Annotated in this window: 24 protein-coding genes; 9 read left to right on the top strand and 15 right to left on the bottom strand. The window is 63.5% G+C overall.

What is annotated here, in order from left to right; translation table 11 throughout:
* Nucleotides 1–43 precede the first annotated feature (43 nt).
* The 5 genes from GGR23_RS04045 to GGR23_RS04025 all read right to left on the bottom strand — a co-directional run bounded on the left by GGR23_RS04045 (nucleotide 44) and on the right by GGR23_RS04025 (nucleotide 4,240).
* Nucleotides 44–781, bottom strand: coding sequence for an MOSC domain-containing protein (locus GGR23_RS04045; RefSeq protein WP_183364926.1), 738 nt, complete (start codon nucleotides 779–781; stop codon nucleotides 44–46).
* Between the two features lie 84 nt (nucleotides 782–865).
* Entirely contained in the window at nucleotides 866–1,588 is a 723-nt protein-coding gene (locus GGR23_RS04040; protein WP_183364802.1) for a hypothetical protein, read from the bottom strand.
* Between the two features lie 36 nt (nucleotides 1,589–1,624).
* Nucleotides 1,625–2,269 carry a MarR family winged helix-turn-helix transcriptional regulator gene (locus GGR23_RS04035; RefSeq protein ID WP_183364801.1) on the bottom strand — a complete coding sequence of 215 codons (645 nt, stop codon included), beginning with the start codon at nucleotides 2,267–2,269 and terminating at the stop codon, nucleotides 1,625–1,627.
* Between the two features lie 218 nt (nucleotides 2,270–2,487).
* Nucleotides 2,488–3,507, bottom strand: coding sequence for a ketol-acid reductoisomerase (gene ilvC / locus GGR23_RS04030; protein WP_183364800.1), 1,020 nt, complete (start codon nucleotides 3,505–3,507; stop codon nucleotides 2,488–2,490).
* Nucleotides 3,508–3,604: 97 nt separating this feature from the next.
* The gene (locus tag GGR23_RS04025) at nucleotides 3,605–4,240 is read right to left on the bottom strand and encodes a TetR/AcrR family transcriptional regulator (RefSeq protein WP_183364799.1); all 636 of its coding nucleotides are present in this window, start codon (nucleotides 4,238–4,240) and stop codon (nucleotides 3,605–3,607) included.
* A 289-nt stretch (nucleotides 4,241–4,529) separates the two neighbouring features.
* On the opposite strand from GGR23_RS04025, the gene GGR23_RS04020 reads away from it, so the two are divergent.
* The 3 genes from GGR23_RS04020 to GGR23_RS04010 all read left to right on the top strand — a co-directional run bounded on the left by GGR23_RS04020 (nucleotide 4,530) and on the right by GGR23_RS04010 (nucleotide 5,930).
* The gene (locus GGR23_RS04020; RefSeq protein ID WP_183364798.1) at nucleotides 4,530–4,976 is read left to right on the top strand and encodes a hypothetical protein; all 447 of its coding nucleotides are present in this window, start codon (nucleotides 4,530–4,532) and stop codon (nucleotides 4,974–4,976) included.
* A 14-nt stretch (nucleotides 4,977–4,990) separates the two neighbouring features.
* Entirely contained in the window at nucleotides 4,991–5,356 is a 366-nt protein-coding gene (locus GGR23_RS04015) for a DUF4087 domain-containing protein (RefSeq protein ID WP_183364797.1), read from the top strand.
* Nucleotides 5,357–5,498: 142 nt separating this feature from the next.
* The gene (locus GGR23_RS04010; protein WP_183364796.1) at nucleotides 5,499–5,930 is read left to right on the top strand and encodes an ion channel; all 432 of its coding nucleotides are present in this window, start codon (nucleotides 5,499–5,501) and stop codon (nucleotides 5,928–5,930) included.
* A 6-nt stretch (nucleotides 5,931–5,936) separates the two neighbouring features.
* Here the strand turns inward: GGR23_RS04010 and GGR23_RS04005 are convergent, their stop codons facing one another.
* Nucleotides 5,937–6,401, bottom strand: coding sequence for an Lrp/AsnC ligand binding domain-containing protein (locus tag GGR23_RS04005; RefSeq protein WP_183364795.1), 465 nt, complete (start codon nucleotides 6,399–6,401; stop codon nucleotides 5,937–5,939).
* A gap of 150 nt (nucleotides 6,402–6,551) precedes the next feature.
* Here GGR23_RS04005 and GGR23_RS04000 point away from each other — a divergent pair, with 150 nt between their 5' ends.
* Both GGR23_RS04000 and GGR23_RS03995 read left to right on the top strand, forming a co-directional pair.
* Nucleotides 6,552–7,265, top strand: a complete 714-nt coding sequence (locus GGR23_RS04000; protein ID WP_183364794.1) for an aspartate/glutamate racemase family protein — start codon at nucleotides 6,552–6,554, stop codon at nucleotides 7,263–7,265.
* Between the two features lie 64 nt (nucleotides 7,266–7,329).
* Nucleotides 7,330–7,836 carry an L-2-amino-thiazoline-4-carboxylic acid hydrolase gene (locus GGR23_RS03995; protein ID WP_183364793.1) on the top strand — a complete coding sequence of 169 codons (507 nt, stop codon included), beginning with the start codon at nucleotides 7,330–7,332 and terminating at the stop codon, nucleotides 7,834–7,836.
* Nucleotides 7,837–7,848: 12 nt separating this feature from the next.
* Here the strand turns inward: GGR23_RS03995 and GGR23_RS03990 are convergent, their stop codons facing one another.
* Nucleotides 7,849–8,601 (bottom strand): pyridoxine 5'-phosphate synthase, encoded by a 753-nt coding sequence (locus GGR23_RS03990; RefSeq protein ID WP_183364792.1) that lies wholly within the window; start codon nucleotides 8,599–8,601, stop codon nucleotides 7,849–7,851.
* A gap of 410 nt (nucleotides 8,602–9,011) precedes the next feature.
* Here GGR23_RS03990 and GGR23_RS03985 point away from each other — a divergent pair, with 410 nt between their 5' ends.
* A complete protein-coding gene (locus tag GGR23_RS03985) occupies nucleotides 9,012–9,698 on the top strand; it encodes a MerR family transcriptional regulator (protein WP_246364890.1) in 687 nt (228 codons plus the stop codon).
* Nucleotides 9,699–9,781: 83 nt separating this feature from the next.
* On the opposite strand, the gene GGR23_RS03980 is transcribed toward GGR23_RS03985, so the two are convergent.
* Nucleotides 9,782–10,909 carry an ATP-dependent DNA helicase gene (locus GGR23_RS03980; protein WP_183364791.1) on the bottom strand — a complete coding sequence of 376 codons (1,128 nt, stop codon included), beginning with the start codon at nucleotides 10,907–10,909 and terminating at the stop codon, nucleotides 9,782–9,784.
* 157 nt (nucleotides 10,910–11,066) lie between these two features.
* Between GGR23_RS03980 and GGR23_RS03975 the strand changes: the two genes are divergently transcribed.
* A complete protein-coding gene (locus GGR23_RS03975) occupies nucleotides 11,067–12,101 on the top strand; it encodes a polysaccharide deacetylase family protein (protein ID WP_183364790.1) in 1,035 nt (344 codons plus the stop codon).
* Nucleotides 12,102–12,104: 3 nt separating this feature from the next.
* On the opposite strand, the gene GGR23_RS03970 is transcribed toward GGR23_RS03975, so the two are convergent.
* Complete coding sequence (locus tag GGR23_RS03970) at nucleotides 12,105–13,223, bottom strand: DUF418 domain-containing protein (protein ID WP_183364789.1); 1,119 nt, start codon at nucleotides 13,221–13,223, stop codon at nucleotides 12,105–12,107.
* 76 nt (nucleotides 13,224–13,299) lie between these two features.
* On the opposite strand from GGR23_RS03970, the gene GGR23_RS03965 reads away from it, so the two are divergent.
* Nucleotides 13,300–13,875 (top strand): TetR family transcriptional regulator, encoded by a 576-nt coding sequence (locus GGR23_RS03965; protein WP_183364788.1) that lies wholly within the window; start codon nucleotides 13,300–13,302, stop codon nucleotides 13,873–13,875.
* A gap of 4 nt (nucleotides 13,876–13,879) precedes the next feature.
* Here GGR23_RS03965 and GGR23_RS03960 read toward each other — a convergent pair whose 3' ends face one another.
* The 6 genes from GGR23_RS03960 to GGR23_RS03935 all read right to left on the bottom strand — a co-directional run bounded on the left by GGR23_RS03960 (nucleotide 13,880) and on the right by GGR23_RS03935 (nucleotide 18,761).
* A complete protein-coding gene (locus GGR23_RS03960; RefSeq protein ID WP_183364787.1) occupies nucleotides 13,880–14,260 on the bottom strand; it encodes a nitrile hydratase accessory protein in 381 nt (126 codons plus the stop codon).
* Nucleotides 14,247–14,906: a nitrile hydratase subunit beta gene (nthB, locus tag GGR23_RS03955; RefSeq protein WP_183364786.1), complete on the bottom strand. Its 660-nt coding sequence runs from the start codon at nucleotides 14,904–14,906 to the stop codon at nucleotides 14,247–14,249. The genes GGR23_RS03960 and nthB overlap by 14 nt, the downstream gene beginning before the upstream one ends.
* Nucleotides 14,903–15,556 (bottom strand): nitrile hydratase subunit alpha, encoded by a 654-nt coding sequence (gene nthA, locus GGR23_RS03950; protein WP_183364785.1) that lies wholly within the window; start codon nucleotides 15,554–15,556, stop codon nucleotides 14,903–14,905. The genes nthB and nthA overlap by 4 nt, the downstream gene beginning before the upstream one ends.
* Nucleotides 15,553–16,149, bottom strand: a complete 597-nt coding sequence (locus GGR23_RS03945; RefSeq protein WP_183364784.1) for a LysE family translocator — start codon at nucleotides 16,147–16,149, stop codon at nucleotides 15,553–15,555. The genes nthA and GGR23_RS03945 overlap by 4 nt, the downstream gene beginning before the upstream one ends.
* Before the next feature lie 236 nt (nucleotides 16,150–16,385).
* A complete protein-coding gene (gene ilvN / locus GGR23_RS03940; protein ID WP_183364783.1) occupies nucleotides 16,386–16,958 on the bottom strand; it encodes an acetolactate synthase small subunit in 573 nt (190 codons plus the stop codon).
* Nucleotides 16,959–16,982: 24 nt separating this feature from the next.
* Complete coding sequence (locus GGR23_RS03935; protein ID WP_183364782.1) at nucleotides 16,983–18,761, bottom strand: acetolactate synthase 3 large subunit; 1,779 nt, start codon at nucleotides 18,759–18,761, stop codon at nucleotides 16,983–16,985.
* Nucleotides 18,762–19,199: 438 nt separating this feature from the next.
* On the opposite strand from GGR23_RS03935, the gene GGR23_RS03930 reads away from it, so the two are divergent.
* On the top strand, nucleotides 19,200–21,284 hold the full coding sequence (locus tag GGR23_RS03930) for an ATP-binding protein (protein ID WP_246364886.1): 2,085 nt from the start codon (nucleotides 19,200–19,202) through the stop codon (nucleotides 21,282–21,284).
* The last annotated feature ends 34 nt before the right edge of the window (nucleotides 21,285–21,318 follow it).

Here is a 21,318-nt window from a genome sequence, read left to right as displayed (position 1 = left end):
GTCGATATGTCAACAATGCTGACCTATTTTAGAACCGACTCCTTCATCGCGCCGGGCTGCGGCCCTGCAGCCGCGCACTCCAGTCCTCGACGACGCCGCTCTCCAGTCGTTTGCGGGCCAGCGCACGCCAGCTATCTGCCAAAAGCGGCAGCGAGGCTATGCCTTCCAGCCCCTCCCGGTTCAGGCGGTCGACATAGAAGAGATGCCAGAGCCGGTGGATGGTCCAGTCGGGCGCCTGCCGGTCCAGCAGCCGGAGCTCGGCCTCCGGAGCAACGCGCCCCGGCTCCCGGACCCGGTAGTACCAGCCGGTGCGTCCGCTCTTCTGCACCCCGACGGCCATGTCGTCACGCCCGAAACGCTCGTTGAGCTTGAAGCAGGGCTGGCGCCCCTGGCTGACCTCGACAACCGCCTCGCCCAGACGGAAGACATCGCCGATGGCCACGTCGGTTTCGGTGATACCGGCAGTGGACAGGTTCTCCCCGAAGGCACCGGGCGCGCCCATGAGCGGGTGCTCGCCGATCTCCCGGATCCAGGCCGCGTGATGGTCGAAGGGATAGTGATGAACCGCCTTTTCCGGCCCGCCGTGCTTCACGGTATCGCCCTGCCCGTCACCCTCGAAGCCGGTCAGCGTCAACATCAGCGGTCGCCGGACCGCTTCCTTCACGATACCGCTCGGTATGCCCCGGGCGCCGAGGGGCCGGACATCGCCGATCAGCAGAGCCTTCAGGGGGATGGTGCGCGCATTTTGCGTTGCGTCAGGGTTGTTGCCGGCGTTAATCATCATCCTGTTCTGTCTTTCCATTTGCCTGGAGGGAGGAACAGCCGGCCCGGCGATGGCAGTCACCGGGCCGGCACGGGCCGCAGGTCAGTCGGCCGGCATGATGCGCCCCGGAAGGCTCAGGTCACCGGAAGCAACCTTGAAGACATCGGCCACGCAGAGCAAGGGCTGGTGCAGGTTCGCATCGATGCGGAGCCCGGCAGTGACGCCATCGAACGAAGCGCCTTCAAGCCCCTTGCCGCCGATGGCCGCAAGCGGCACCGTCACGTCCACCGAATCGCCCGCCAGCGTCGTCGGATAGGACGGGCTGTCGATCAGCAGCGGCACCTTCGGCCAGGTCGGCGGCACTTTCGGCGTCGTTCCCTCGGGAATGTCCACCACCTTCAAGCCGCCGCCACAGGCCCCGTCCTTGGCCAGCACGACCCAGTGCGGATGCCAGACGGTGCGATTGGCGGCCCCGCCCGCCCCGTCATCGAAATCCGGATGGAAGGTGACGGCCAGGGCCACGATCCCCTTGTCGGCCTCGAACCCCACATCCGCACTGTTCAGCGATGTCGGCCAGACATAGGCATAGACGGACGAGTCTTCGAACTTGCCTGTGGCATCCGGCTTGCGGCTGCCGGCTTCTCCGCGCAGGCGCGAGGAAAACACGGCCTCATCGCCCCGGATCGTCACGCGCGTCTCGATGATGTCGAACGCCGCCTCGGTCTTCTCGGAGGGCGAGGCCTTGATGTCGTGGGCGCCGGCTGAAATCGGGCACAGCAGTGCCGCTCCGGCGAGCAGCCCGCCGGCCAGTGATTGGAAATGCATGATTGTTCTCCTTCTTTCTCTGTTGCCTGGAGGGGTTCATCCCTTGGTGAATGCGCGCCAGGTGGCAGCCTGTTGCGCGGGATCGGGGGAACGGTGATCGCGACAATCCACGCGCAGCTCCGGATCGCCGAAGGCGGCATCCACGAGCGCGCAATGGTGGGGTTGGCGGGGATCGGCGTGGTGATGCGGGCGGAAATACTGGCAGGTCGGGCACATGCGTTGCACCGGGATGGCCCCCGCCTCCTGCAGCGTCCTTATGAGCGTGATGACGGTGACAAGAAGCGCCTCCTTGCGCGCTTCGGGCAGCTGCGAGACGGCGTTCGTCAGCGCCCCCGCAACGGCGACGCCGGCGCTTGTGGATTGCCTGCCCTCCACGGTCAGCCGAACGATGCTCGCCCGGCGGTCACCGACGGGTGACACCTTCTCGACCAGCCCCTTTCGCTCCAGTGCAATGATCGAATCCGTCGCGCTTGGCTGTGTCACCGCAAGGTGACGGGCAATCTCGCCCACGCCGACACCTTCGGGCCGGCCGGCAAGGAGCTCGATCACCGACAGCTGCGTGGCGGTCAGCCCAAGCGCCTTCGCCCGCGCCCGGTCATCCGCGCCGAGCACGGTGGCCAGCCGGGAGAGCCCCTCGCTCAAGCGGAATTCGATGCTGTTTTCGTCCAGGGGTGTTTCCATGGAAGAAACAATATATAGGATTCCTATTTATGTCAATTGCTCTCTTCAAACAGAAACGGCCCCCGCCATTCAGGATGGCGGAGGCCGCATTCGGTAGGGAAGTGCCGGCATCGGCAAGCCCCGATCAGTTGCGGGTCTTGTCGACCGGCTTGTTCTTGACGATCCCCCGCAGGGCGACAGCCCTGCAGGATCAGATGACCGGGATCGGCAAGCCCCGATCAGTTGCGGGTCTTGTCGACCAGCTTGTTCTTGCCGATCCAGGGCATCATGCCGCGCAGGCGGGCGCCCACTTCCTCGATCTGGTGGGCGTCGTTGTTGCGGCGGATACCCTTGAAGCGGGCAGCACCGGCCTTCCATTCCTGCATCCACTCGGAGGTGAACTTGCCGGTCTGGATGTCGTGCAGGACGCGCTTCATCTCGGCCTTGGTTTCGGCAGTGATGATGCGCGGGCCGGTCACGTATTCGCCCCACTCGGCCGTGTTGGAGATCGAGTAGTTCATGTTGGCGATGCCGCCTTCATAGATCAGGTCGACGATCAGCTTCACTTCGTGCAGGCACTCGAAATAGGCCATTTCCGGAGCGTAGCCGGCTTCGACCAGGGTTTCGAAACCGGCGCGGATGAGCTCGACGAGACCGCCGCAGAGAACGACCTGTTCACCGAAGAGGTCGGTTTCGCACTCTTCCTTGAAGTTGGTCTCGATGATGCCCGAGCGACCGCCGCCCACGCCGCAGGCGTAGGAGAGAGCGAGTTCGAGAGCATTGCCCGATGCGTTCTGGTGAACGGCCACGAGGCAGGGAACGCCGCCGCCCTTCTGGTATTCGCCGCGAACCGTGTGGCCCGGGCCCTTCGGCGCGATCATCACGACGTCGACGGAAGCCTTCGGCTCGATGAGGCCGAAGTGGATGTTGAGACCGTGAGCGAAGGCAATGGCAGCGCCGTCACGGATGTTGGCAGCGATGTCGGCCTTGTAGATGTCGGCCTGCAGCTCGTCCGGGGTTGCCATCATCAGCAGATCGCCCCACTTGGCGGCTTCGGCAACGGTCATGACCTTGAAGCCGTCGGCTTCGGCCTTCTTCACGGTCGGCGAACCGGCCTTGAGGGCGATCACGACGTTCTGGGCGCCGGAATCCTTCAGGTTCAGCGCGTGCGCGCGGCCCTGCGAGCCGTAGCCCACGATAACGACGTTCTTCGATTTGATCAGGTTGAGATCGGCATCACGATCATAATAGACGCGCATGTGACTATGTCCTTCCCTTGGCTCGTCTTGTTGTCTTCACCGCATCCCGCCCGCCTGTGGCGCGGCGGGATGCTGATTCCTTTTCCCGGCAGGCGGGTCAGCCTGCCAAAACCTTGTCCGTTCCATAGAGCTTGAGGAAGGCGGAGACCGCCTTCTCAGCCCGCTTTTCCCCGTCGCGCACAGGCGCTTCGCCGAGCAGCATGCGCACATGCAGATCGGTCACGATCAGGCCGTAGAGCGTGCGGTAAGCCTCTTCCGCGTCACCGAAGAAGAGCAGCCCGGCGCGCTGACCGGCATCCAGGAGCGCCCTCGCCCGCCGGTCGATCTGCCGCCGGCCGCGCTCGCGCAGCAGTTCGCCGAGCTTGGCGCTTTCGCGGCTGACCTGACCGATCGCCAGACGGTTCAGCGCCAGCGAGACATCGCCCGAAAGCACCGCCAGAAGATCCCGCGCAAAGGTCTCGAGCCGCTCCCGCAGGCTCACCGCGGTCAGCCGCTCGCCCTCGGTTTCCAGCGTGCGCACCTTGCTCGCCTGATAGGCGATCATGGCGGAGAGCAGGCCGTCCCGATCGCCGAACCACTTGTAGAGGCTTTCCTTGGAGCAATTCGCTGCCCGGGCAACGCCGGCGGTGGTAAGGGCCTTTTCCCCGCCCGCGACGAGCAGACGCAGCGCTTCCTCCAGCACCGCGCTCTGGCGGGGCGAAAACTCTGGCTGTCTCCTCGGATCACCGGTCATGGCGGGGCTCGATCAGGCTTTTCGATTAAGTACCGTACGGTACGGTTCATCGCTTTATGCTCCTTTTGCCGGGCCGGGTCAAGGGGTCATTCGATGGGGAGGAACGTGCCTGCCGAAGCGGATGCCGCGGCGGTCGAAGCAGCCGGAAATCCCCAAAGTTTGTTGCACAAGAATGGTTGGGGACGACTAGGATGAGGCTCTGCAATTTGCGCGGGCGGGACACGCGGAATTGACGAGCCCGTGCTATTCCAGAGGCAGTGTGACCAGAACGCAAAGACAAGGATTGTCCATGAAAGCCCTGCGTATCGCTGCCCTTATCGCCGCCCCTCTCCTCGTTTCGCCCTGCCTTGCCGCCATGCCCGCGCTGGCGGATGACGACATGGCCGTCCACGACCGGATCGAACAGGTCCTCGGCTTTGCCGACGATCTGGACGAACCCATGCTGAGCGCACGCGAAGCCATCGTGAATGGCGATGCCGCGGCGCTTGCGGAGGTAACGGAGTTTCCGCTGCGTACCTCCAATGGCGAGATCGCGGATGCGGACGAGCTGGCGGAGCGCATGGACGAGGTCGTCACCCCCGCTGTCCGCAAGGCCATCAAATCCATGACCTATGGAGACCTGATCGTCTCCAGCGATGGTGTTGGCATGGGCAATGGCGCGGTCTGGATGAACCTCATCTGTGATGACAGCGCCTGCAACGAAGCGCACTGGGCCGTCATCAGCATCAACAACTGAAAGGAAATGCCTGCATGAAGACGATACGTCTCGCTCTCGCCGCCCTTATCGGCCTCGGTGCCTCCAGCGCCCTGGCGGCACCGGAAAACCGTTGCGGCTGGGTCATGAACCCCACGCCCGGCAACTGGTACCTGCTGGACCGGGACGGAGACTGGACCCTTTCCGAACAGGGCTCGGAGAACGAGGCGCTCGGCATGGAGAATATCGGCGACATCTCCGCCGGCGATTACGTGGCCAGCAACGGCAACTACGGTTATGCCTGCGGCTGCATGAAGGTGGAAGCCGATCACGCCGCCAAGCGGATTACCGCCGTCTACAGCTTCAGCCAGAAGAAGATCTCCCAGTGCAGCAAGGACAAGTCGCTTCCGAAACCGGAATGATGGACGCATTCTTCCTGGCGGGGCCGGACCGGCCTCGCCGCCTGCCCGACCGAAAGCACTGGTCACGGGCGAATGCCTTGTTATAGATAGGGCGATCCGTCCCTTTCGCGTCCCGGAGACGCGCCCGTTCCGGAGCCACGACGTGTTCCTCAACCTGCTGATCGGCACCATCGTCATCACGGCGACGGTTTTCATCCACACTTTCGGCCTGATTTTCGTCAGCCGCGCCATCGGCTGGCTCACCGCGCGGTTTCGCCTGCATGGTCACCGCAGCCGCATCCTTGCCATGAACAGCGTGGTTCTTGGCCTGCTGCTGGTCCTGTCGGTCGAAGTCTGGCTCTGGGCCGCCTTCTATCTGGTGGTCGGTGTCGTGGATACGTTTCCCACAGCGCTTTATCTGTCCACCATCACCTTCTCGACCGTTGGCTATGGAGATGTGGTGCCCGCGCATGAATGGCGCCTGCTTGCGGCCATGGAAGGCGTGAACGGATTCCTGCTGATCGGGTGGTCGACGGCCTATCTCGTTGCGGCTGGCGTGCGTTTCGGCCCCTTCCGGTCGGGCGAGCATTTCTGAGAACCCTCAGCGGGCATAGCCCGCCGGAAGCTCCAGCCCCTCCTTCATCCGCTCCATGGAAATGGAGGCGGAGACGTCGAAGAGCTCGATCCGCCGGACGATCTGCTTGTAGATCACGTCGTAATGTTCGACGGACGGGAGCACCAGTTTCAGGATGTAGTCATAGGTGCCTGTCAGCCGATGCGCCTCGACGATCTCGGGGATGTCGGCGATGACCTTCTTGAACTGCTCGATCCAGCCATCTGCATGATGTGCGGTCTTGATCAGCGCAAAGAGCGTGGTGGGCACGCCCATCCGCCCCCGGTTCAGCACGGCGATCCGCCGCTCGATGTACCCTTCCTCCTCGAGCCGCTGGATTCGCCGCGAGCAGGCGGAAACCGAAAGCGCCACCTTCTCGGCGAGCGCACTCACCGGGAGGCTCGCGTCCCGCTGCAACAACAACAGCAACTTCTGATCACGGTCATCCAGCACGCAGGCGCTCCTGTTTTGCGCATCCTGTCGATAATGCGCATCGTTTCGGCGCGATGATGCCAAGAGGCGCGCAAATTTGCAAACACTTTGCATGGCTGACGCCTCATACTTGTCGCATCAATCAACACGGCCTGCGGGGAGACTGGCAACATGAAGACGATCGGCCTTATCGGCGGCATGAGCTTCGAAAGCTCGGCGGTGTATTACCGCGCAATCAACGAGGCTGTCCGCGAGCGGCTTGGCGGCCTTTCCTCGGCGGAAGTCCTCATGCATTCGGTCAACTTCGCCGATATTGTCGCCCTCCAGAAGGCCGGCCGGTGGGATGACGCCGCGCGGCGCCTCGGCGATGTGGCGGTCAATCTGGAGCGGGGCGGTGCAGCCTGCGTGCTGATCTGCACCAACACCATGCATCTGGTCGCCGATGCCGTGGCATCCCGCCTGTCGGTTCCGCTGATTCACATCATCGACGAGACGGCGGCCAGCCTGAAGGCGGCAGGACGCCGCCGTCCCCTGCTGCTTGCCACCCGCTATACGATGGAGCACGGCTTCTATGCCGAGCGCATGAAGGGCCTCGGCATCGACGTCATGGTCCCCGATGCGGACGGGCGAACGCTCGCGCATGACATCATCTTCGGCGAACTGTGCTGCGGCGTGGTGAGCGATGCTTCCCGCGGCAGGATGATGGGTCTGATCGAAACCGCACGGGACGCCGGCGCAGACAGCGTCATCCTCGGCTGCACGGAGATCTGCCTTCTCATCGACCCGGACCGGCTCCCGCTGCCGGGCTTCGATTCGACCGCCATCCATGCCCGTGCGGCGGTGGATTTCGCTCTTCGGGATAGCGCCAGGGATCGCGCGGCCTGAGGCCGGGCGCTTCCTCTCTCCCCTCTTCCGCGCTAGTGATCGTCAGCAGCATTCGCGGAGGAACATGTTCATGAGCGACGAAGCGACCTCTACCCCCTCGCCCACCGAAGGAGAGATCGGTATCCTGGCCCGCCGGCGCATAGAGGCCGGGATCATCAAGCCGATTTATGAGGAGATGGTGGAAGCGATCGGCCAGCAGCAGGCCGAGGCCATCCTGGATGCCGCCATCCGCAAGGCGGCCATCCGGGCGGGAGAGGATTTTGCAGCACGCACCCCCGGCGGCACCAATCTGAGGACGTTTCAGGAACTGCAGACACTCTGGACCCAGGACGATGCCCTCGTCATCGACGTCGTAAAGGCCACCGATACCGAATTTCATTACACGGTGAAGCGCTGCCGCTATGCCGAGACCTACCGGGAGATGGGTCTCGGCAAGATCGGTCATCTCTTGTCGTGCAACAGGGATGGCGTCTTCTGCACCGGCTATGATCCGCGGATCAAGCTATCCCGCACCAAGACGCTGATGCAGGGCGATGACTGCTGCAACTTCGAGTACCATCTCGAAGAATAGCGGCGATCTCCCTCAGACGGTCTCGCCGCAGGCCCGGCGGAAACGCCGGACGGTTTCCGCCATTCCGTATTCCAGCGCATCGGCCGTGAGGCCATGGCCGATGGACACTTCCGCCAGATAGGGGATCCGCTTCACCAGTGCCGGCAGGTTGGCAACGGTCAGGTCATGGCCGGCATTCACGCCGAGACCGATGGCATGGGCCGCATCGGCGGTCGCGCCCAGCCGGGCAATTTCCTCGATGGCCTTGTCGGGGTGATCGTAGGTTCCGCCATAGGGTCCGGTGTAGAGCTCGATGCGGTCGGCGCCCGTTTCGCGCGCAAGGGCAACCGCCTCCGCGTCGCCGTCGCCGTCCGCGAACAGCGAGACCCGCATGCCACCGCTCTTGAGGCGCTTCACCACGGGCTTGAGCACGTCGAGGCTCTGGCGGAAGTTCCAGCCATGATCCGAGGTCGCCTGGGACGGGTCGTCGGGCACCAGCGTCACCTGCTCCGGCTGGTTCTTCTCACACAGCGCCAGGAACTCCTCTGTGGGATAGCCTTCCATGTTGAATTCGGCGTGCGGGAACTCGTCATCGATCAGGGCGCGAATGTCCGGCAGGTCGCTGAAGCGGATATGCCGCTGGTCCGGCCGCGGATGCACCGTCAATCCGGCTGCCCCCGCCTGCAGCGCGATCCGGCCCAGACCCGTCACGCTCGGCCATGGAAGGTCGCGGCGATTGCGCAGCATGGCGATGGCGTTCAGGTTCACGGACAGTTTTGCAGGCATGGCAGCATTCCGGTTGAAGATACGCGTCCGACTGTGCATCGGACCACCCTGTGTGTTGTAAGCGAAGGCAACGGGCGACGCCAACGCCTTTGCGAAATAAATCCATCAATCCCGTTGATCCGGAAGCATTTCCCGGCTTCCCGGCTCCGGTACCGTTCCGGCAGGCTTACAGACGAAGTGGCGAATAAAAAGGGATAATAAATAACACTTACCCAGCACAGTTTTCTGACTAAGATGTTCCTAATCGGCACAGGCGTAACTCGGATGAATCGAGACTTGTATCCTTGACCGGGCTGTCCAGAGCAACACGTAAGGTATCTGGCGGTTACCGCTGCCCCGCCCCCAGGCTGCGGAACCATTCATTGGGACCCGCATCGGCTTCGAAAGACCGGCGCGATTGGAGGTAAAGCATGAGGGAAATCTACGCGCGGTCGGAGGATCGCGAGAATACCCCCGAAGCAAAGCCGGGGCGCGCCCGCTTCTTGCCGGCCGTTCGCCTTCCGGAAGGACTGCCCGAAGGCCCCGTTGCCATCGCCGACATGGCCAACGCCTTCGGCGTCACCCACCGAACCCTGCATTTCTACGAGGAGAAGAATCTCATCAAGGCCGGTCGCATTGGCCTGATGCGGGTCTACCATGCCCATGACGTGCACCTGATGGCCATCATCACGCTGGCGCGGGAAGTGGGCATGCCCATCGCCACGATCCAGGAACTGATGGCCGAACTGGAACAGGCCGACAGCCAGGAAGAGGCGGATGCCCTCTTCATGGAGGCGCTGATGGTGCGCAAGCGGGAGCTGATGGCGTCGCTGTCGACCGTGCACCGGCAGATGCAGCAGATCACCCATCTGGTGGACCGGCCGGAGGATCCCCATGCGGCCGGCAACGACAACGAGGGCGACGGCGCGCTGTCTCCGCTCGAAATCCAGTGCCTGGAGCTGATGGCAGAGGGCCTCACTCCGGTACGGCTCGCCCGGTCCATGGCAATGGAGGTTCGGGAGGTTCAGGCACTGGAAGCCGGCATCATCCAGAAATTCAACGCGCACAACCGCTTCCAGGCGGTCGCCAAGGCAGTCCTTCTCGGAATCATCAAGTAATTCCGACGAGGCGCAGAGGGGGAGACGGCGGACCCTCCCCCTCTGCCTAGTCCTCTTTGCATGAAACGAGACGCAAGGGCGGCTCAACGCACGATGATGAGTTCCTTCGCGGCCCTCGTGATCGCGGTATAGAGCCAGCGCTCCCGGCTGTCGCGGAAGGCCCAGCTTTCATCGAACAGCACGACCTTGTTCCACTGCGAACCCTGCGCCTTGTGCACCGTCAGTGCATAGCCGTAATCGAACTCGTCATAGCGCTTGCGGGTGGTCCAGGGGATTTCCGTGTCGCTCTCCTCGAAGGCGGCCTTGAGCAGCTTGATCTTGGCCGCACCGCGATCCATGTCGTCGTCTTCGGGGCGGATCATGAGGTTGATGCCGGGCTTCACCGTCTCGCGCGAGGAGCTCATGACCTGCCACAGCGATCCGTTCAGCAGGCCCTTGGCCGGGTCGTTGCGCAGGCAGACCAGCTTGTCGCCGGACTGCGGATACTCGGATGTGAAGCCCTTCAGCTGGCGAAGCCGCTGGTTGTAGCGGCGGCGGGTCTTGTTGGTGCCGACCAGAACCTGATCGGCCGAAAGCACCATGTCCTGGTTGACGTCGGACCGCCCGATGATCTGCACGGTGCCGTAATCGCCATACATCAGCTCCTTGCCCTCGCGGACATCCATCGCGACCGTGATGATCGGGTTGTCCCGCGCCTGACGATGGATTTCCGTCAGCAGGAAATCCGGCTCCTGGTTGGTGAAGAAGCCGCCCCCTGAGACGGGCGGAAGCTGGCCGGGATCGCCGAGCACCAGGATCGGCGTGCCGAAGCTCATCAGGTCGCGCCCAAGCTGCTCGTCCACCATCGAGCATTCGTCGATCACGATCAGCGCCGCCTTGGCCAGCGGGCTTTGCCGGTTGATCGAGAACATCGGTGCAATGGAGGTCTTGCCGGTTTCCTCGTCCTCCACCTCTTCCTCCCCGCGCGGACGGTAGATCAGGGAGTGGATGGTCTTGGCATTCGTCGCGCCGCGCGAGCGCAGCACCTGTGCGGCCTTGCCGGTGAAGGCGGCAAACAGCACGTCCCCATCGACATGCTCGGCAAAATGGCGCGCAAGCGTCGTCTTGCCCGTTCCGGCATAGCCGAAAAGGCGGAATACTGGCTGCCGACCCTCCTTCAGCCAACGGGAGACCGCCTTGAGGGCTTCATCTTGCTGCGGTGCGAATTGCATGGGCGGGACGTGACAGGATTCGGCTCGCGGACGCAAGCGGTTTTCCCGTTTTGTACTCATTTTCGGAGACGGGTGCGAAACTATGTAGTGTTTATATTTACTCGCTGTTACAACTTTCAATGTCAGTCTGCCGCAAAAGCGTGACCTGGGCCGACCATTGAAGAACCTACTGAAGCAAGCTGCCATCATCGGTGGGCTGGAGGCGATATCGGCGCTCCGGCTTGGCAAGCTCATGCCAGCGGCAGCAGGACGCGGTCTGATCTTCACGCTGCACCATGTCCGCCCCCGAACCCCGCAGGCTTTCGAGCCGAATGGCCATCTGGAGGTCACGCCGGAGTTCCTGCAAGCAGTGGTGGAGGAATGCCTCGCGGCAGGATTGACCCCGATCGCCCTGGAAGACCTGCCGCACCGCCTGGCGGACCCCGGCGACAGGCGCCGCTTCGTGGCTTTCACGCTGGACGACGGCTACCGCAACAACCGCGTCCATGCAGCCCCGATCTTCCGACGCCACGCGATCCCTTACACCATCTTCGTCACCCCCGGCTTTGTCGACCGCAAGGTTACCCTGTGGTGGGAGACGGCGGGCGCCCTGCTCAACAGGGTGGACCGGCTGGAGATCGACCTCGGCAAGGGGCGGGAGCGCCTGCCTGCGGAGAGCCACGCGCAAAAGGTGGATGCCTTCAACCGGCTGTGCGCGGCCGTCAATGGCGGAGACCAGACGCGCGTCACCGAACGTCTGGACGAAGCGGCCCTTCGGGCGGGTGTCGACCCCACGGGCATCGTCGACCGGGAGGTCATGACCGAAACCGAGCTGCGGGAGCTGGCAGAGCAGGACCCCCTCGTCCGCTACGGGGGCCACACGCTCACCCATCCGGTTCTTTCCCGCGTGCCGGAGGCCCAGCTCTCTCACGAGATCGAGGCGTCGATGGAGATGGCGGGCCGTTATGGCGGGCGAAAGGCCACCTGCCTTGCCTATCCCTACGGCACCGCCTGCTCCGTGGGAACGCGCGAATTCGATGCCGCGACAAAAGCCGGCGTATCGCTTGCCGTCACCACCCGGCCGGGGGTGCTGACTGCCGAAACGATGAAGCGCCCGACCGCGGTCAGCCGTGTCTCCCTGAACGGTCTCTACCAGAAGCGCCGCTATGTCGGCGCCCTCATCTCCGGCATTCCCTTCAGGCTGAAGGGTTGACCCTCAACCGGTAAGCCGCCGCATCAGCATTTCCAGAGGGCCCGCCGGAAAACGCGCCATCCACGACGTGGCGAAGGCAACGGACAGCGTGACGAAGACCGCCGTCGCGACCAGGGACACGCCGGCCTCACCGCTGTTTTCGTAGCCGAGCAGGACGAGGACCAGCATTCCGATCAGGATGTGGCCGACATAGAGGCTGAGCGTCATTCGCCCCGTTGCCAGAAATGGCGCAAGCAGGAAGCGAAAGCGGCTGCCGGCAAGGTCGGCGACCAGAAGGCAAAGGCCAATCACCACGGATGCCGTCCCGAGCCCGGACAGCACATAGAGCGGGCCAGGTGGCATCGGCTTGATGTGAACAACGTCCACCAGTCCGGCGGCCTTGATGAAGGGTGCGGAGGCAAGCAGGTTCGAAGCAAAGGCTGCGGCACCCGCGGTGACGAGACCGAGCAGGATCATCCGGACCTGCATTCGGCGGTTCGCAAGGGGCAGCCGGGCGAGCAAGAACCCGAACAGCATGAAACCGAACCAGGGAAGGACCGGATGAAATCCGTTGAACATGAGGTTGCGGAGAAAGCCCTGCGCAGACCAGAAGTCCGCATAGGAGTAGTCGGACCAGTTCCATCCAGCCTCGTAGTCCACGACGAAGAGGGCTGCCGTCGCGAAGACGACGCAAAGGCAAAGCGCGACCGTGAGCGCCGAAGACGGCAGGCGGATGAAGGCCAGACCAAGCAGGAAGTAGACCGCGTAGAGGTGCAGGATATCGGCCGGAAAGACGAGCATGTTGAGCAACCCTGCCGCCATGAGAAAACCCGCCCTCTTCAGGAGTGGCCCGAAGGCATCGGACTTCTCCCCATCATGCGTCATGAGGGAAAAGCCGATCCCGGCAAGCACCACAAAGGTCGCCGCAGCCCTGCCCTCGAAGAGGGATATGAAGGAGCCGGCAGCACCATGCGCCCCGCCATCCGCCGCAAGGACCAGGCCGAAATTCACGATCACCATGCCGGCGAAGGCGATAAAGCGCGCGAGATCCAGCCCCTCGAGCCTGCCTCTCGTGACCGCTTGCGGGTTTTGCTTGCCCGAATGGCTTGCAGGCGCATATGCCTGAGGGACAGAAACTGACATGCGGGCCACCCTTAAATGAATGAACGATCGTTCATTCATTTAAGGGTTGGTTCCTGAGCTTGCAAGAGGCACGGTGGTGGACGAAGCGAAAAACCGCACGCTGCGCACAGATGAGCGCCGAAGGCTGATCATCGAGGTGGCGGCAGCCCTTTTCCTGGAGAAAGGCTTTCACCAGACCAGCATCCGCGACATTGCGGAGCGGGCAGGCATCAGCCTCGGCAACCTCTACAATCACTTCTCGGGAAAACCGGAGCTGATCGCCGCCATCGCCACGCTGGAGGCAGAGGAGAACGACGCCCTGATTGGCCTGCTGACGCAAGGCGAAGGCGAGGCCCCGGTGATGGCCTTCGCGAAAGAATGCTTCAGCCTGTACTGCCGGCCGGAAAACGGCGTTTTGGCGGCAGAGATCCTGTCGGAATCCTTTCGCAATCCTGCCGTCAGGGAGGGGTTTGTCGCCAACCGGCAGCGGCTTGCGAGCGCGCTTCGCGACGCCATCGCAAAAGCCTCGCCGTCCGCTGCCGCCGGGCCGGAACGCGCGGACATGATCATCGATCTCGTGGAAGGCGCGGCCATCAGGCAGTTACTGGGCGGCCCCGGCACCATCGATGAAACCGCCCTGATGGCGGCGATCCGCCGCCTGGCCTTCGACTGACCCGTTACAGGGATTGCCGCTGTGGATCGTTTTCGAGGCGGATCGGCGTGCCATGAGGCGTAGCCTCGGCGGCGCGCTGCCAGCTCTTCTGCAGGTCGAGAAGGCCGGCGGCATCGGCAACGCCCTTGGAAGCAAGCAGCGCGGAGAGCGCTTCCACCCAGGCATCGAAATAGTCGCTCCCGTCCTGCGCCCGCCCCGGCTTCTTCACTTCCCGAGACAGGGTCTCTGCCCACTCGGACCATGCGAACAGGCCCTTCTGGTGGAGGAGAACCGTGAGCGCGAAGGCCGTGGCATGCCAGGGTTCGGCAAAAACCGGATCGCCTTCCGCGGATTTCGGCAGGCCGGGAGACTGCACCAGTGGCGATGCCGTTTCACACACGCTCAAGATAGGCCTCCCACGCATCGATGGAGACGGTCTGCAACGGATCGGCGCCCTCGCCCCACAATTCCGGCGCGGTGAACACGACGGTGTAGACCCATTGCGGCTGCTCGCCGCCGCCATGGGCATTCGTATCCGGATAGACGAACCCGCCTTGCACGGCCTCCACCACGCCCACCTTGCCCTTGGCGTAGCGCGGCAGGCGGTTGTGGCCGGACGGGTGCATGTTCCGCGTCCTTACGCGGTCGCCCGGAGCGAAAGCCGGTCCGCGATCGACAGGCCGGTCGCAGGGCCCGCCCCTTGCGAGCACCGCCGGCACCATGTCCGCCTTCAGCACCCGCTTGGGCGACGTGCCGTCCTGAAGCTTCACGCCCAGATCCATCTCCTCGCGGGTCGCGAAACCGTGGCGCTCCAGAAGCACTTCCAGCGCGCGGATCCATATTTCATAGTAGCTCGCCGACAGATAATCCGCCGGCGGAATGTTTTCGCGGGCGTGGCGGCTTTCGTCGATGGTCCAGTGGCCCATGGCACCGGCAGACAGCACGACGCCCAGGGCCCGTTTTTCCCACTCCGCATGGAAGTAAGGCTCGTCCTTTTCAGGATTGACCGGGCCGAAGCCCTGGAAGCCGCCGAGATCATGGGGTCCGTTCATGCCGAAGCCTCCGGGGAAAGCGCAAGACCCGTTCCGATCATGCTGTCGCGGGTGACGAGATCGGCCAGTTGCGCCTCGCTCCAGCCTTCCGTACCGGAAGGTCTGACCGGCACGACGAGATAACGCAGCTCGGCCGTCGAATCCCATACCCTTACGGCGGTTCCCTCCGGCAGAGTCACGCCGAATTCGGCAAGCACGCCCTTCGGGTCCATGACCGCGCGCGAGCGGTAGGCGGGGGCCTTGTACCAGACCGGCGGAAGCCCGAGCACGGCCCAGGGGTAGCAGGAGCACAGCGTGCAGACGACCAGATTGTGAACATCGGGCGTGTTGAACACGGCGCGCATGTGCTCGCCCTGCCGGCCGGTGAAGCCGAGACTTGCAATCGCTGCCGTCGCGTCCTTCCTCAGCCAGTCCGCAAAGGCAGGATCGCTCCATGCCTTCGCAACCACCCGCGCTCCATTGCGCGGACCGACCCGCGTCTCGTAGGTCTCGACGATCGCATCGATGGCTGCAGGATCGATCAGGCCCTTTTCGGTCAGAACGGTCTCCAGCGCCCTCACCCGTGCTTCCATGTCGGAATAGCGGTTGTCGTGATGATGGTCGTGGTCATGATCGTGGTGGTGATGGTGATGCGACAAGGCAGGCCTCATTTCAGGAGCGGCCACAGGCTGACGACGAGCAGCAGGGCCATGGTGATGTTGAACCACTTTAACCGGACGGGATCGGAAAGCCAGCCGCGCAGAACCGATCCGAAGCCAGCCCAGGTGGACACGCTCGGGACGTTCACGATGGCGAAAACCAGCCCGATGAGCAACACCCGCTGATAGGGGTGAACGCTGTCGCCATAGGTCGACATCGCGGTGATGGCCATGACCCATGCCTTTGGGTTGACCCACTGGAAAGCGGCCGCCTGCAGGAAAGTCATCGGCTTCAGCCCGGCCTCCTTCGCTTCGCCGAGGCTGCGGGACATGCCGATCTTCCAGGCGATGTAGAGAAGATAGGCCCCGCCTGCCACCTTCAGAAACAGGTGAAGGGCCGGAAACCCGGTGATAAGGGCACCGAGGCCAAGGCCGACACCGATGAGCAGGGTAAAGAACCCAGCGCCTATGCCGAGCATGTGCGGGATGGTGCGCACGAAGCCGAAATTGACGCCGGACGCGAGCAGCATGGTGTTGTTCGGGCCGGGCGTGATCGATGTTGCCAGCGCAAACAGGCAAAGGGCCGTGAATATGTCCCAGGTCATCAAAGGGGATCCAAAGGAAGAGAGTCCGGAAAAGGCCGACAGAATAGACATGCGGCAGGCACTGTCCACCGGGGAATTGTCAGGAGGACAAAAGCGAAGCGGACGGTCGCTGAATCACTTTGTGAAGAGAATGAATCGGCCTGTGAGGATCACCCCGCAAGAGACTCTTTTTCCTGCATGAACCGCAACGAAAACGGGCGCCCGAAGGCGCCCGCCGAACGCGCGGGAAGGGCTAATTACATGCCCTGCGGGCCGCGGTTCATGGCCGCGATGCCGGTGCGGCACACCTCGATGAGACCGAGCGGCTTCATGATCGCGATGAACTGGTCGATCTTCGACACCTTGCCGGTGATCTCGAAGACGAAATGCTCGATGTTCGCGTCGATGACATTGGCGCGGAAGGCATCGGCAAGGCGAAGCGCCTCGACGCGGCTTTCGCCCACGCCGGAGACCTTGACCAGCGCCAGCTCGCGCTCGAGCGGACGCTCGTGTCCGAGGTCCCGGGCGCGGACCGTGAGATCCACCACCCGGTGAACCGGCACGATGCGCTCCAGCTGCGCCTTGATCTGCTCGAGAACGTGCGGCGTGCCGCGCGTGACGATGGTGATGCGCGACAGATGCGCCTGGTGCTCCGTCTCCGAGACCGTCAGGCTCTCGATGTTGTAACCGCGGCCGGAGAAGAGGCCGATGACACGGGCGAGGACACCGGGCTCGTTGTCCACGAGGACGGACAGCGTGTGGCTTTCGACGGTCTGGGTTTCCTTCGAGATGAAGTAGGCCGAACCCGTGGGTTGAAGATGTGCGTTCATGATCTTGCTCCTTCAGGTTCTCGGTCAGACCAGCTGGCGGCCCTTGGCATCGATGGCATTGGCGACGGCTTCGTCGGTTGCCTCGTCCGGCAGCAGCATTTCGTTGTGCGCCTTGCCCGACGGTATCATCGGGAAGCAGTTGGCAAGGTTCGCGACGCGGCAATCGAAGATGACCGGCTTCTTGACGTTGATCATCTCGAGGATGGCGTCATCCAGCTCGTCCGGCTTTTCGCAGCGGATGCCGACTGCGCCATAGGCTTCGGCCAGCTTCACGAAGTCGGGCATGGCTTCGGTATAGGAGTTGGACAGACGGTTTCCGTGCAGCAGCTGCTGCCACTGGCGCACCATGCCCATGTACTGGTTGTTCAGGATGAAGATCTTGATCGGCGCGTTGTACTGGATGGCCGCAGACATTTCCTGGATGCACATCTGGATGGAGGCATCGCCGGCGATATCGATGACGAGGCTTTCCGGATGGGCGATCTGCACGCCGAGCGCTGCCGGCAGGCCGTAGCCCATGGTGCCGAGGCCGCCCGAGGTCATCCAGCGGTTCGGCTGCTCGAAGCCGAAATACTGGGCCGCCCACATCTGGTGCTGGCCGACTTCGGTGGTGATGTAGGTGTCGCGATCCTTCGTCAGCTCATAGAGCCGCTCGATGGCATATTGCGGCATGATCACATCGTTGCTCTTCGTATAGGCGAAGGACTTGCGCGCACGCCACTTGTCGATCTGGCTCCACCAGTCGGCCAGCTGGCCGGCTTCCGGCTTCTTCGGCAGGGCGCGCCACAGGCGGACCATGTCTTCGAGAACATGGGTGATGTCGCCGACGACGCCGACATCGACGCGGACGTTCTTGTTGATCGAGGACGGATCGATGTCGATGTGGATCTTCTTAGAGTTCGGCGAAAATGCATTCAGGCGGCCGGTGATGCGGTCGTCGAAGCGGGCGCCGATGCAGACCATCACATCGCAATCATGCATGGTCATGTTGGCTTCGTAGGAACCGTGCATGCCGAGCATGCCGAGCCAGTTCTTGCCCGAGGCCGGATAGCAGCCGAGGCCCATCAGCGTGGAGGTGATCGGGAAGCCGGTGAGTTCCACCAGCTCGCGCAGCAGCTTGGACGCTTCCGGACCGGAATTGACCACGCCGCCGCCGGAATAGATGACCGGGCGACGGGCCGTCGCCATCAGCTCGACGGCAGCCTTGATCGCATTCAGATCGCCCTGGACCTTCGGCTGGTAGCTCTTCTGCGCGACATGATCCGCAGGCGGCGTGTAGGTGCCGGTGGCGAACTGGATGTCCTTCGGGATATCGACGACGACGGGGCCCGGGCGGCCGGTCTGGGCGATGCGGAAGGCTTCATGGATGATGCGGGCGAGATCGTTGACGTCCTTGACCAGCCAGTTGTGCTTGGTGCAGGGGCGCGTGATGCCGACCGTGTCGCATTCCTGGAAGGCGTCCGATCCGATGAGCGTGGTGGGCACCTGGCCGGACAGGCAGACGAGCGGCACGCTGTCCATCAGCGCGTCCTGGAGGGGCGTGACCGCGTTGGTCGCACCCGGGCCCGAGGTTACCAGCATGACGCCGACCTTGCCGGTGGAGCGCGCATAGCCTTCCGCGGCATGACCTGCGCCCTGCTCGTGACGGACGAGAATGTGCTGGATGTCGTCCTGCTGGAAGATCTCGTCATAGATCGGGAGCACGGCCCCGCCCGGATAGCCGAAGATGTGCTCGACCCCGTTGTCCTTCAGCGCCTGGAGAACGATTTCCGCGCCGGTCATCTGATTGTCTTTGCCCGTCATGCCTGGTTCCGCTTGTTCAAGGGTTATGGGCTCGCTCGGCCCGTCCGTTGTGGGCCTATTAGCCCGGATTGAGACATAAAAAAAGGCTCCTTTAGGAGCCTGTCGTTTCGCGCATGGGTGGCTGACGCCGGATGGTTACACCATCCTGCCCATGCGCGGTCCCACCACAATAAGAGTAACAAAGTTGTTCATGGCCGGCATTGATAGACAGAATCTTGCGGGGCGTCAACCAAGCGCGGACGGGTTTTATCGCCCTCGCATGCGAAAATTCGAAAGTAGACCCACTTCCGGTTGGTTGCTACACCAGTTGTTAAGGCTCCCCAATCTACCTTTCCGGCGAGAGCGGGATCACCCCGCGCGGGCGCCTGCAGGTCGCGCCCGTCATCCCATGACCGGGAGAAGCGAATGCCGATGCCCCTTCGATCCGATGCTGGCCCCATGACAGATGATGACCGCAGAGACATTTTGAAGCCGGGGAACCGGTTTCTCGGCCGCGTGGTGTCGTGCAACGGCTCGCGCGCCACCATCTCTGCCGTCGCGGAACAGGGCGGAACGGATCTGACCGAGCTTTGGTCCGTGGGGCGCCTGATCTCCATCAGCGTCGGCCAGAACCGCGTCGTTGCCATGGCCTATTCCATGCAGATGGAAGACCAGCACTGGGGCGAGAACGGCGACAACAATTTCTTCGTGGAAGTGGAGCTGCTCGGCGAGGTGCGCGTCTACGACGACGGACGCGAGGAATTCTCGACCGGCATCTCCTGCTATCCTTACCTCGGCTCTATTGCCCACCGCATCCGCGGCTCCGACCTGGAGCGCATCTATGCCAGCCGGGCGCAGGAAAACCAGCAGATCGGGACGCTTTCGCAGGACGAGAGCGTCTCGGCGACGATCCACATTCCCTCGATGCTGTCCAAGCACTTTGCCGTGGTCGGCTCGACGGGCGTCGGCAAGTCGACGGCCGTTTCCCTTCTTCTGCACAAGGCGATCGCCTCGGACCCCAAGCTGCGCGTTCTGATCCTCGATCCGCACAACGAATTTGCGGCCGCCTTCCCCAATGACGCGGTGGTCATCGATACAGACACGCTCGACCTGCCCTTCTGGCTGATGCGGCTGGAGGAGTTCGCCGAGGTGGTGTTCCGCGGCCGGCCGCCGGTGCCGGAGGAGCTGGACATCCTGCGCGACCTCATCCCCGAGGCGAAGCGCAGCTTCCGCGGCGGCGGCGAAGGCGGGCTGATGCGGCGCCAGACCGAAAAGAGCTCGATGACCGCGGATACGCCCGTGCCCTACCGCATGGCAGACCTGCTGGCGCTCATCGACGAGCGCATCGGCCGGCTGGAAGGGCGCAATGAAAAGCCCGTGCTGCGCTCGCTGAAGATGCGCGTTCTCGCCGCGATCAACGATCCGCGCTACCATTTCATGTTCTCCAGCAACACGATCACCGACACGATCATGGAGACCATCGCCCATATTTTCCGCATTCCCGGAAATGGCAGGCCGATCAGCACCTTCCAGCTGGCGGGCATCCCGTCGGAAGTGGTGAATTCGGTCGCCTCGGTTCTGTGCCGCATGGCCTTCGAAATCGCGCTGTGGAGCAATGGCGGCCTGCACATGCTGGTGGTGTGCGAAGAGGCGCACCGCTACGTGCCCGCCGATCCCAATCTCGGCTTCTTCCCCACCCGAAGCGCCATCGCCCGCATCGCGAAGGAAGGCCGCAAATACGGCGTTTCGCTCGGCATCATCACGCAGCGCCCGGGCGAGCTGGACCAGACGATCCTCTCCCAGTGCTCCACCCTTTTTGCCATGCGCCTCGCCAACGAGAAGGACAAGGAGATCATCCGCTCGGCCATCCCGAATTCCTCGGTCTCCATCACCAATTTCATTTCGTCCATCGGCAACGGTGAGGCCATTGCCTTCGGCGAGGCCATCGCGGTGCCGATGCGGATGCGTTTCGAGCGCGTGGATGCGTCCATCCTGCCAAAGGCAGGCAGCGTGACGGAGAGCTCGCGCGACGAGGAGACGGCAGACAGCGTCGATCTGCGCACGGTGGTGACCCGCATGCGCGCGGTCTCGCCGATCGATATCGGCAATCTGAAGCACTCCTATACGGGACCGCAGTCCTTCGGTGCGCAGGATACCGACATGGAAGACGAGGATCTCGACCAGTTCGAGCCGCACCAGCAGCTTGCCGAGGCCGGCTTCAGCTGGGCGACGGCAGGCGCGACCGACGAGCCGTACCGGCCCGACATGCTGCCGAAAGGCCCCGCGGAACCCGCACCCTATGCCCGCGCGGACGTTTTCCGCGAACCGCCGCAGCAGCAGCCGACCGTCTTCCGCACCACCATGCCTCCGACCGGCGAGCCGCCGGAACCACCGCCGCTGCGCTACGGCCAGGGCACCGGCGCACAGCCGCAGGGGGCAGGCCAGGCAGAACGTTCTGCCACGGCGACGGAGCCGCCGCGCGAGCGGCTTTCCTTGCGCGAAAGCATCCTCAGGAAGCCGCTGAGCAGCCTCCGGCGCGACTGATCGAGAAATGGCCAGAAAGAGAGGGCCCTGCCGC

Origin of the sequence: Gellertiella hungarica (genome assembly GCF_014197145.1) — a bacterium.
Lineage (GTDB): Bacteria > Pseudomonadota > Alphaproteobacteria > Rhizobiales > Rhizobiaceae > Gellertiella > Gellertiella hungarica.
Note: the sequence above shows the minus strand (reverse complement) of the source record. Positions and strands in the feature narration are given on the sequence as shown.

Coding starts and splice junctions, on each gene's coding strand:
- GGR23_RS04045 (WP_183364926.1), bottom strand. CDS start 781: ATGATTAACGCCGGCAACAACCCTGACGCAACGCAAAATGCGCGCACC.
- GGR23_RS04040 (WP_183364802.1), bottom strand. CDS start 1,588: ATGCATTTCCAATCACTGGCCGGCGGGCTGCTCGCCGGAGCGGCACTG.
- GGR23_RS04035 (WP_183364801.1), bottom strand. CDS start 2,269: ATGGAAACACCCCTGGACGAAAACAGCATCGAATTCCGCTTGAGCGAG.
- ilvC (WP_183364800.1), bottom strand. CDS start 3,507: ATGCGCGTCTATTATGATCGTGATGCCGATCTCAACCTGATCAAATCG.
- GGR23_RS04025 (WP_183364799.1), bottom strand. CDS start 4,240: ATGACCGGTGATCCGAGGAGACAGCCAGAGTTTTCGCCCCGCCAGAGC.
- GGR23_RS04020 (WP_183364798.1), top strand. CDS start 4,530: ATGAAAGCCCTGCGTATCGCTGCCCTTATCGCCGCCCCTCTCCTCGTT.
- GGR23_RS04015 (WP_183364797.1), top strand. CDS start 4,991: ATGAAGACGATACGTCTCGCTCTCGCCGCCCTTATCGGCCTCGGTGCC.
- GGR23_RS04000 (WP_183364794.1), top strand. CDS start 6,552: ATGAAGACGATCGGCCTTATCGGCGGCATGAGCTTCGAAAGCTCGGCG.
- GGR23_RS03995 (WP_183364793.1), top strand. CDS start 7,330: ATGTTCATGAGCGACGAAGCGACCTCTACCCCCTCGCCCACCGAAGGA.
- GGR23_RS03990 (WP_183364792.1), bottom strand. CDS start 8,601: ATGCCTGCAAAACTGTCCGTGAACCTGAACGCCATCGCCATGCTGCGC.
- GGR23_RS03985 (WP_246364890.1), top strand. CDS start 9,012: ATGAGGGAAATCTACGCGCGGTCGGAGGATCGCGAGAATACCCCCGAA.
- GGR23_RS03980 (WP_183364791.1), bottom strand. CDS start 10,909: ATGCAATTCGCACCGCAGCAAGATGAAGCCCTCAAGGCGGTCTCCCGT.
- GGR23_RS03970 (WP_183364789.1), bottom strand. CDS start 13,223: ATGTCAGTTTCTGTCCCTCAGGCATATGCGCCTGCAAGCCATTCGGGC.
- nthB (WP_183364786.1), bottom strand. CDS start 14,906: ATGAACGGACCCCATGATCTCGGCGGCTTCCAGGGCTTCGGCCCGGTC.
- nthA (WP_183364785.1), bottom strand. CDS start 15,556: ATGAGGCCTGCCTTGTCGCATCACCATCACCACCACGATCATGACCAC.
- GGR23_RS03945 (WP_183364784.1), bottom strand. CDS start 16,149: ATGACCTGGGACATATTCACGGCCCTTTGCCTGTTTGCGCTGGCAACA.
- ilvN (WP_183364783.1), bottom strand. CDS start 16,958: ATGAACGCACATCTTCAACCCACGGGTTCGGCCTACTTCATCTCGAAG.
- GGR23_RS03935 (WP_183364782.1), bottom strand. CDS start 18,761: ATGACGGGCAAAGACAATCAGATGACCGGCGCGGAAATCGTTCTCCAG.
- GGR23_RS03930 (WP_246364886.1), top strand. CDS start 19,200: ATGACAGATGATGACCGCAGAGACATTTTGAAGCCGGGGAACCGGTTT.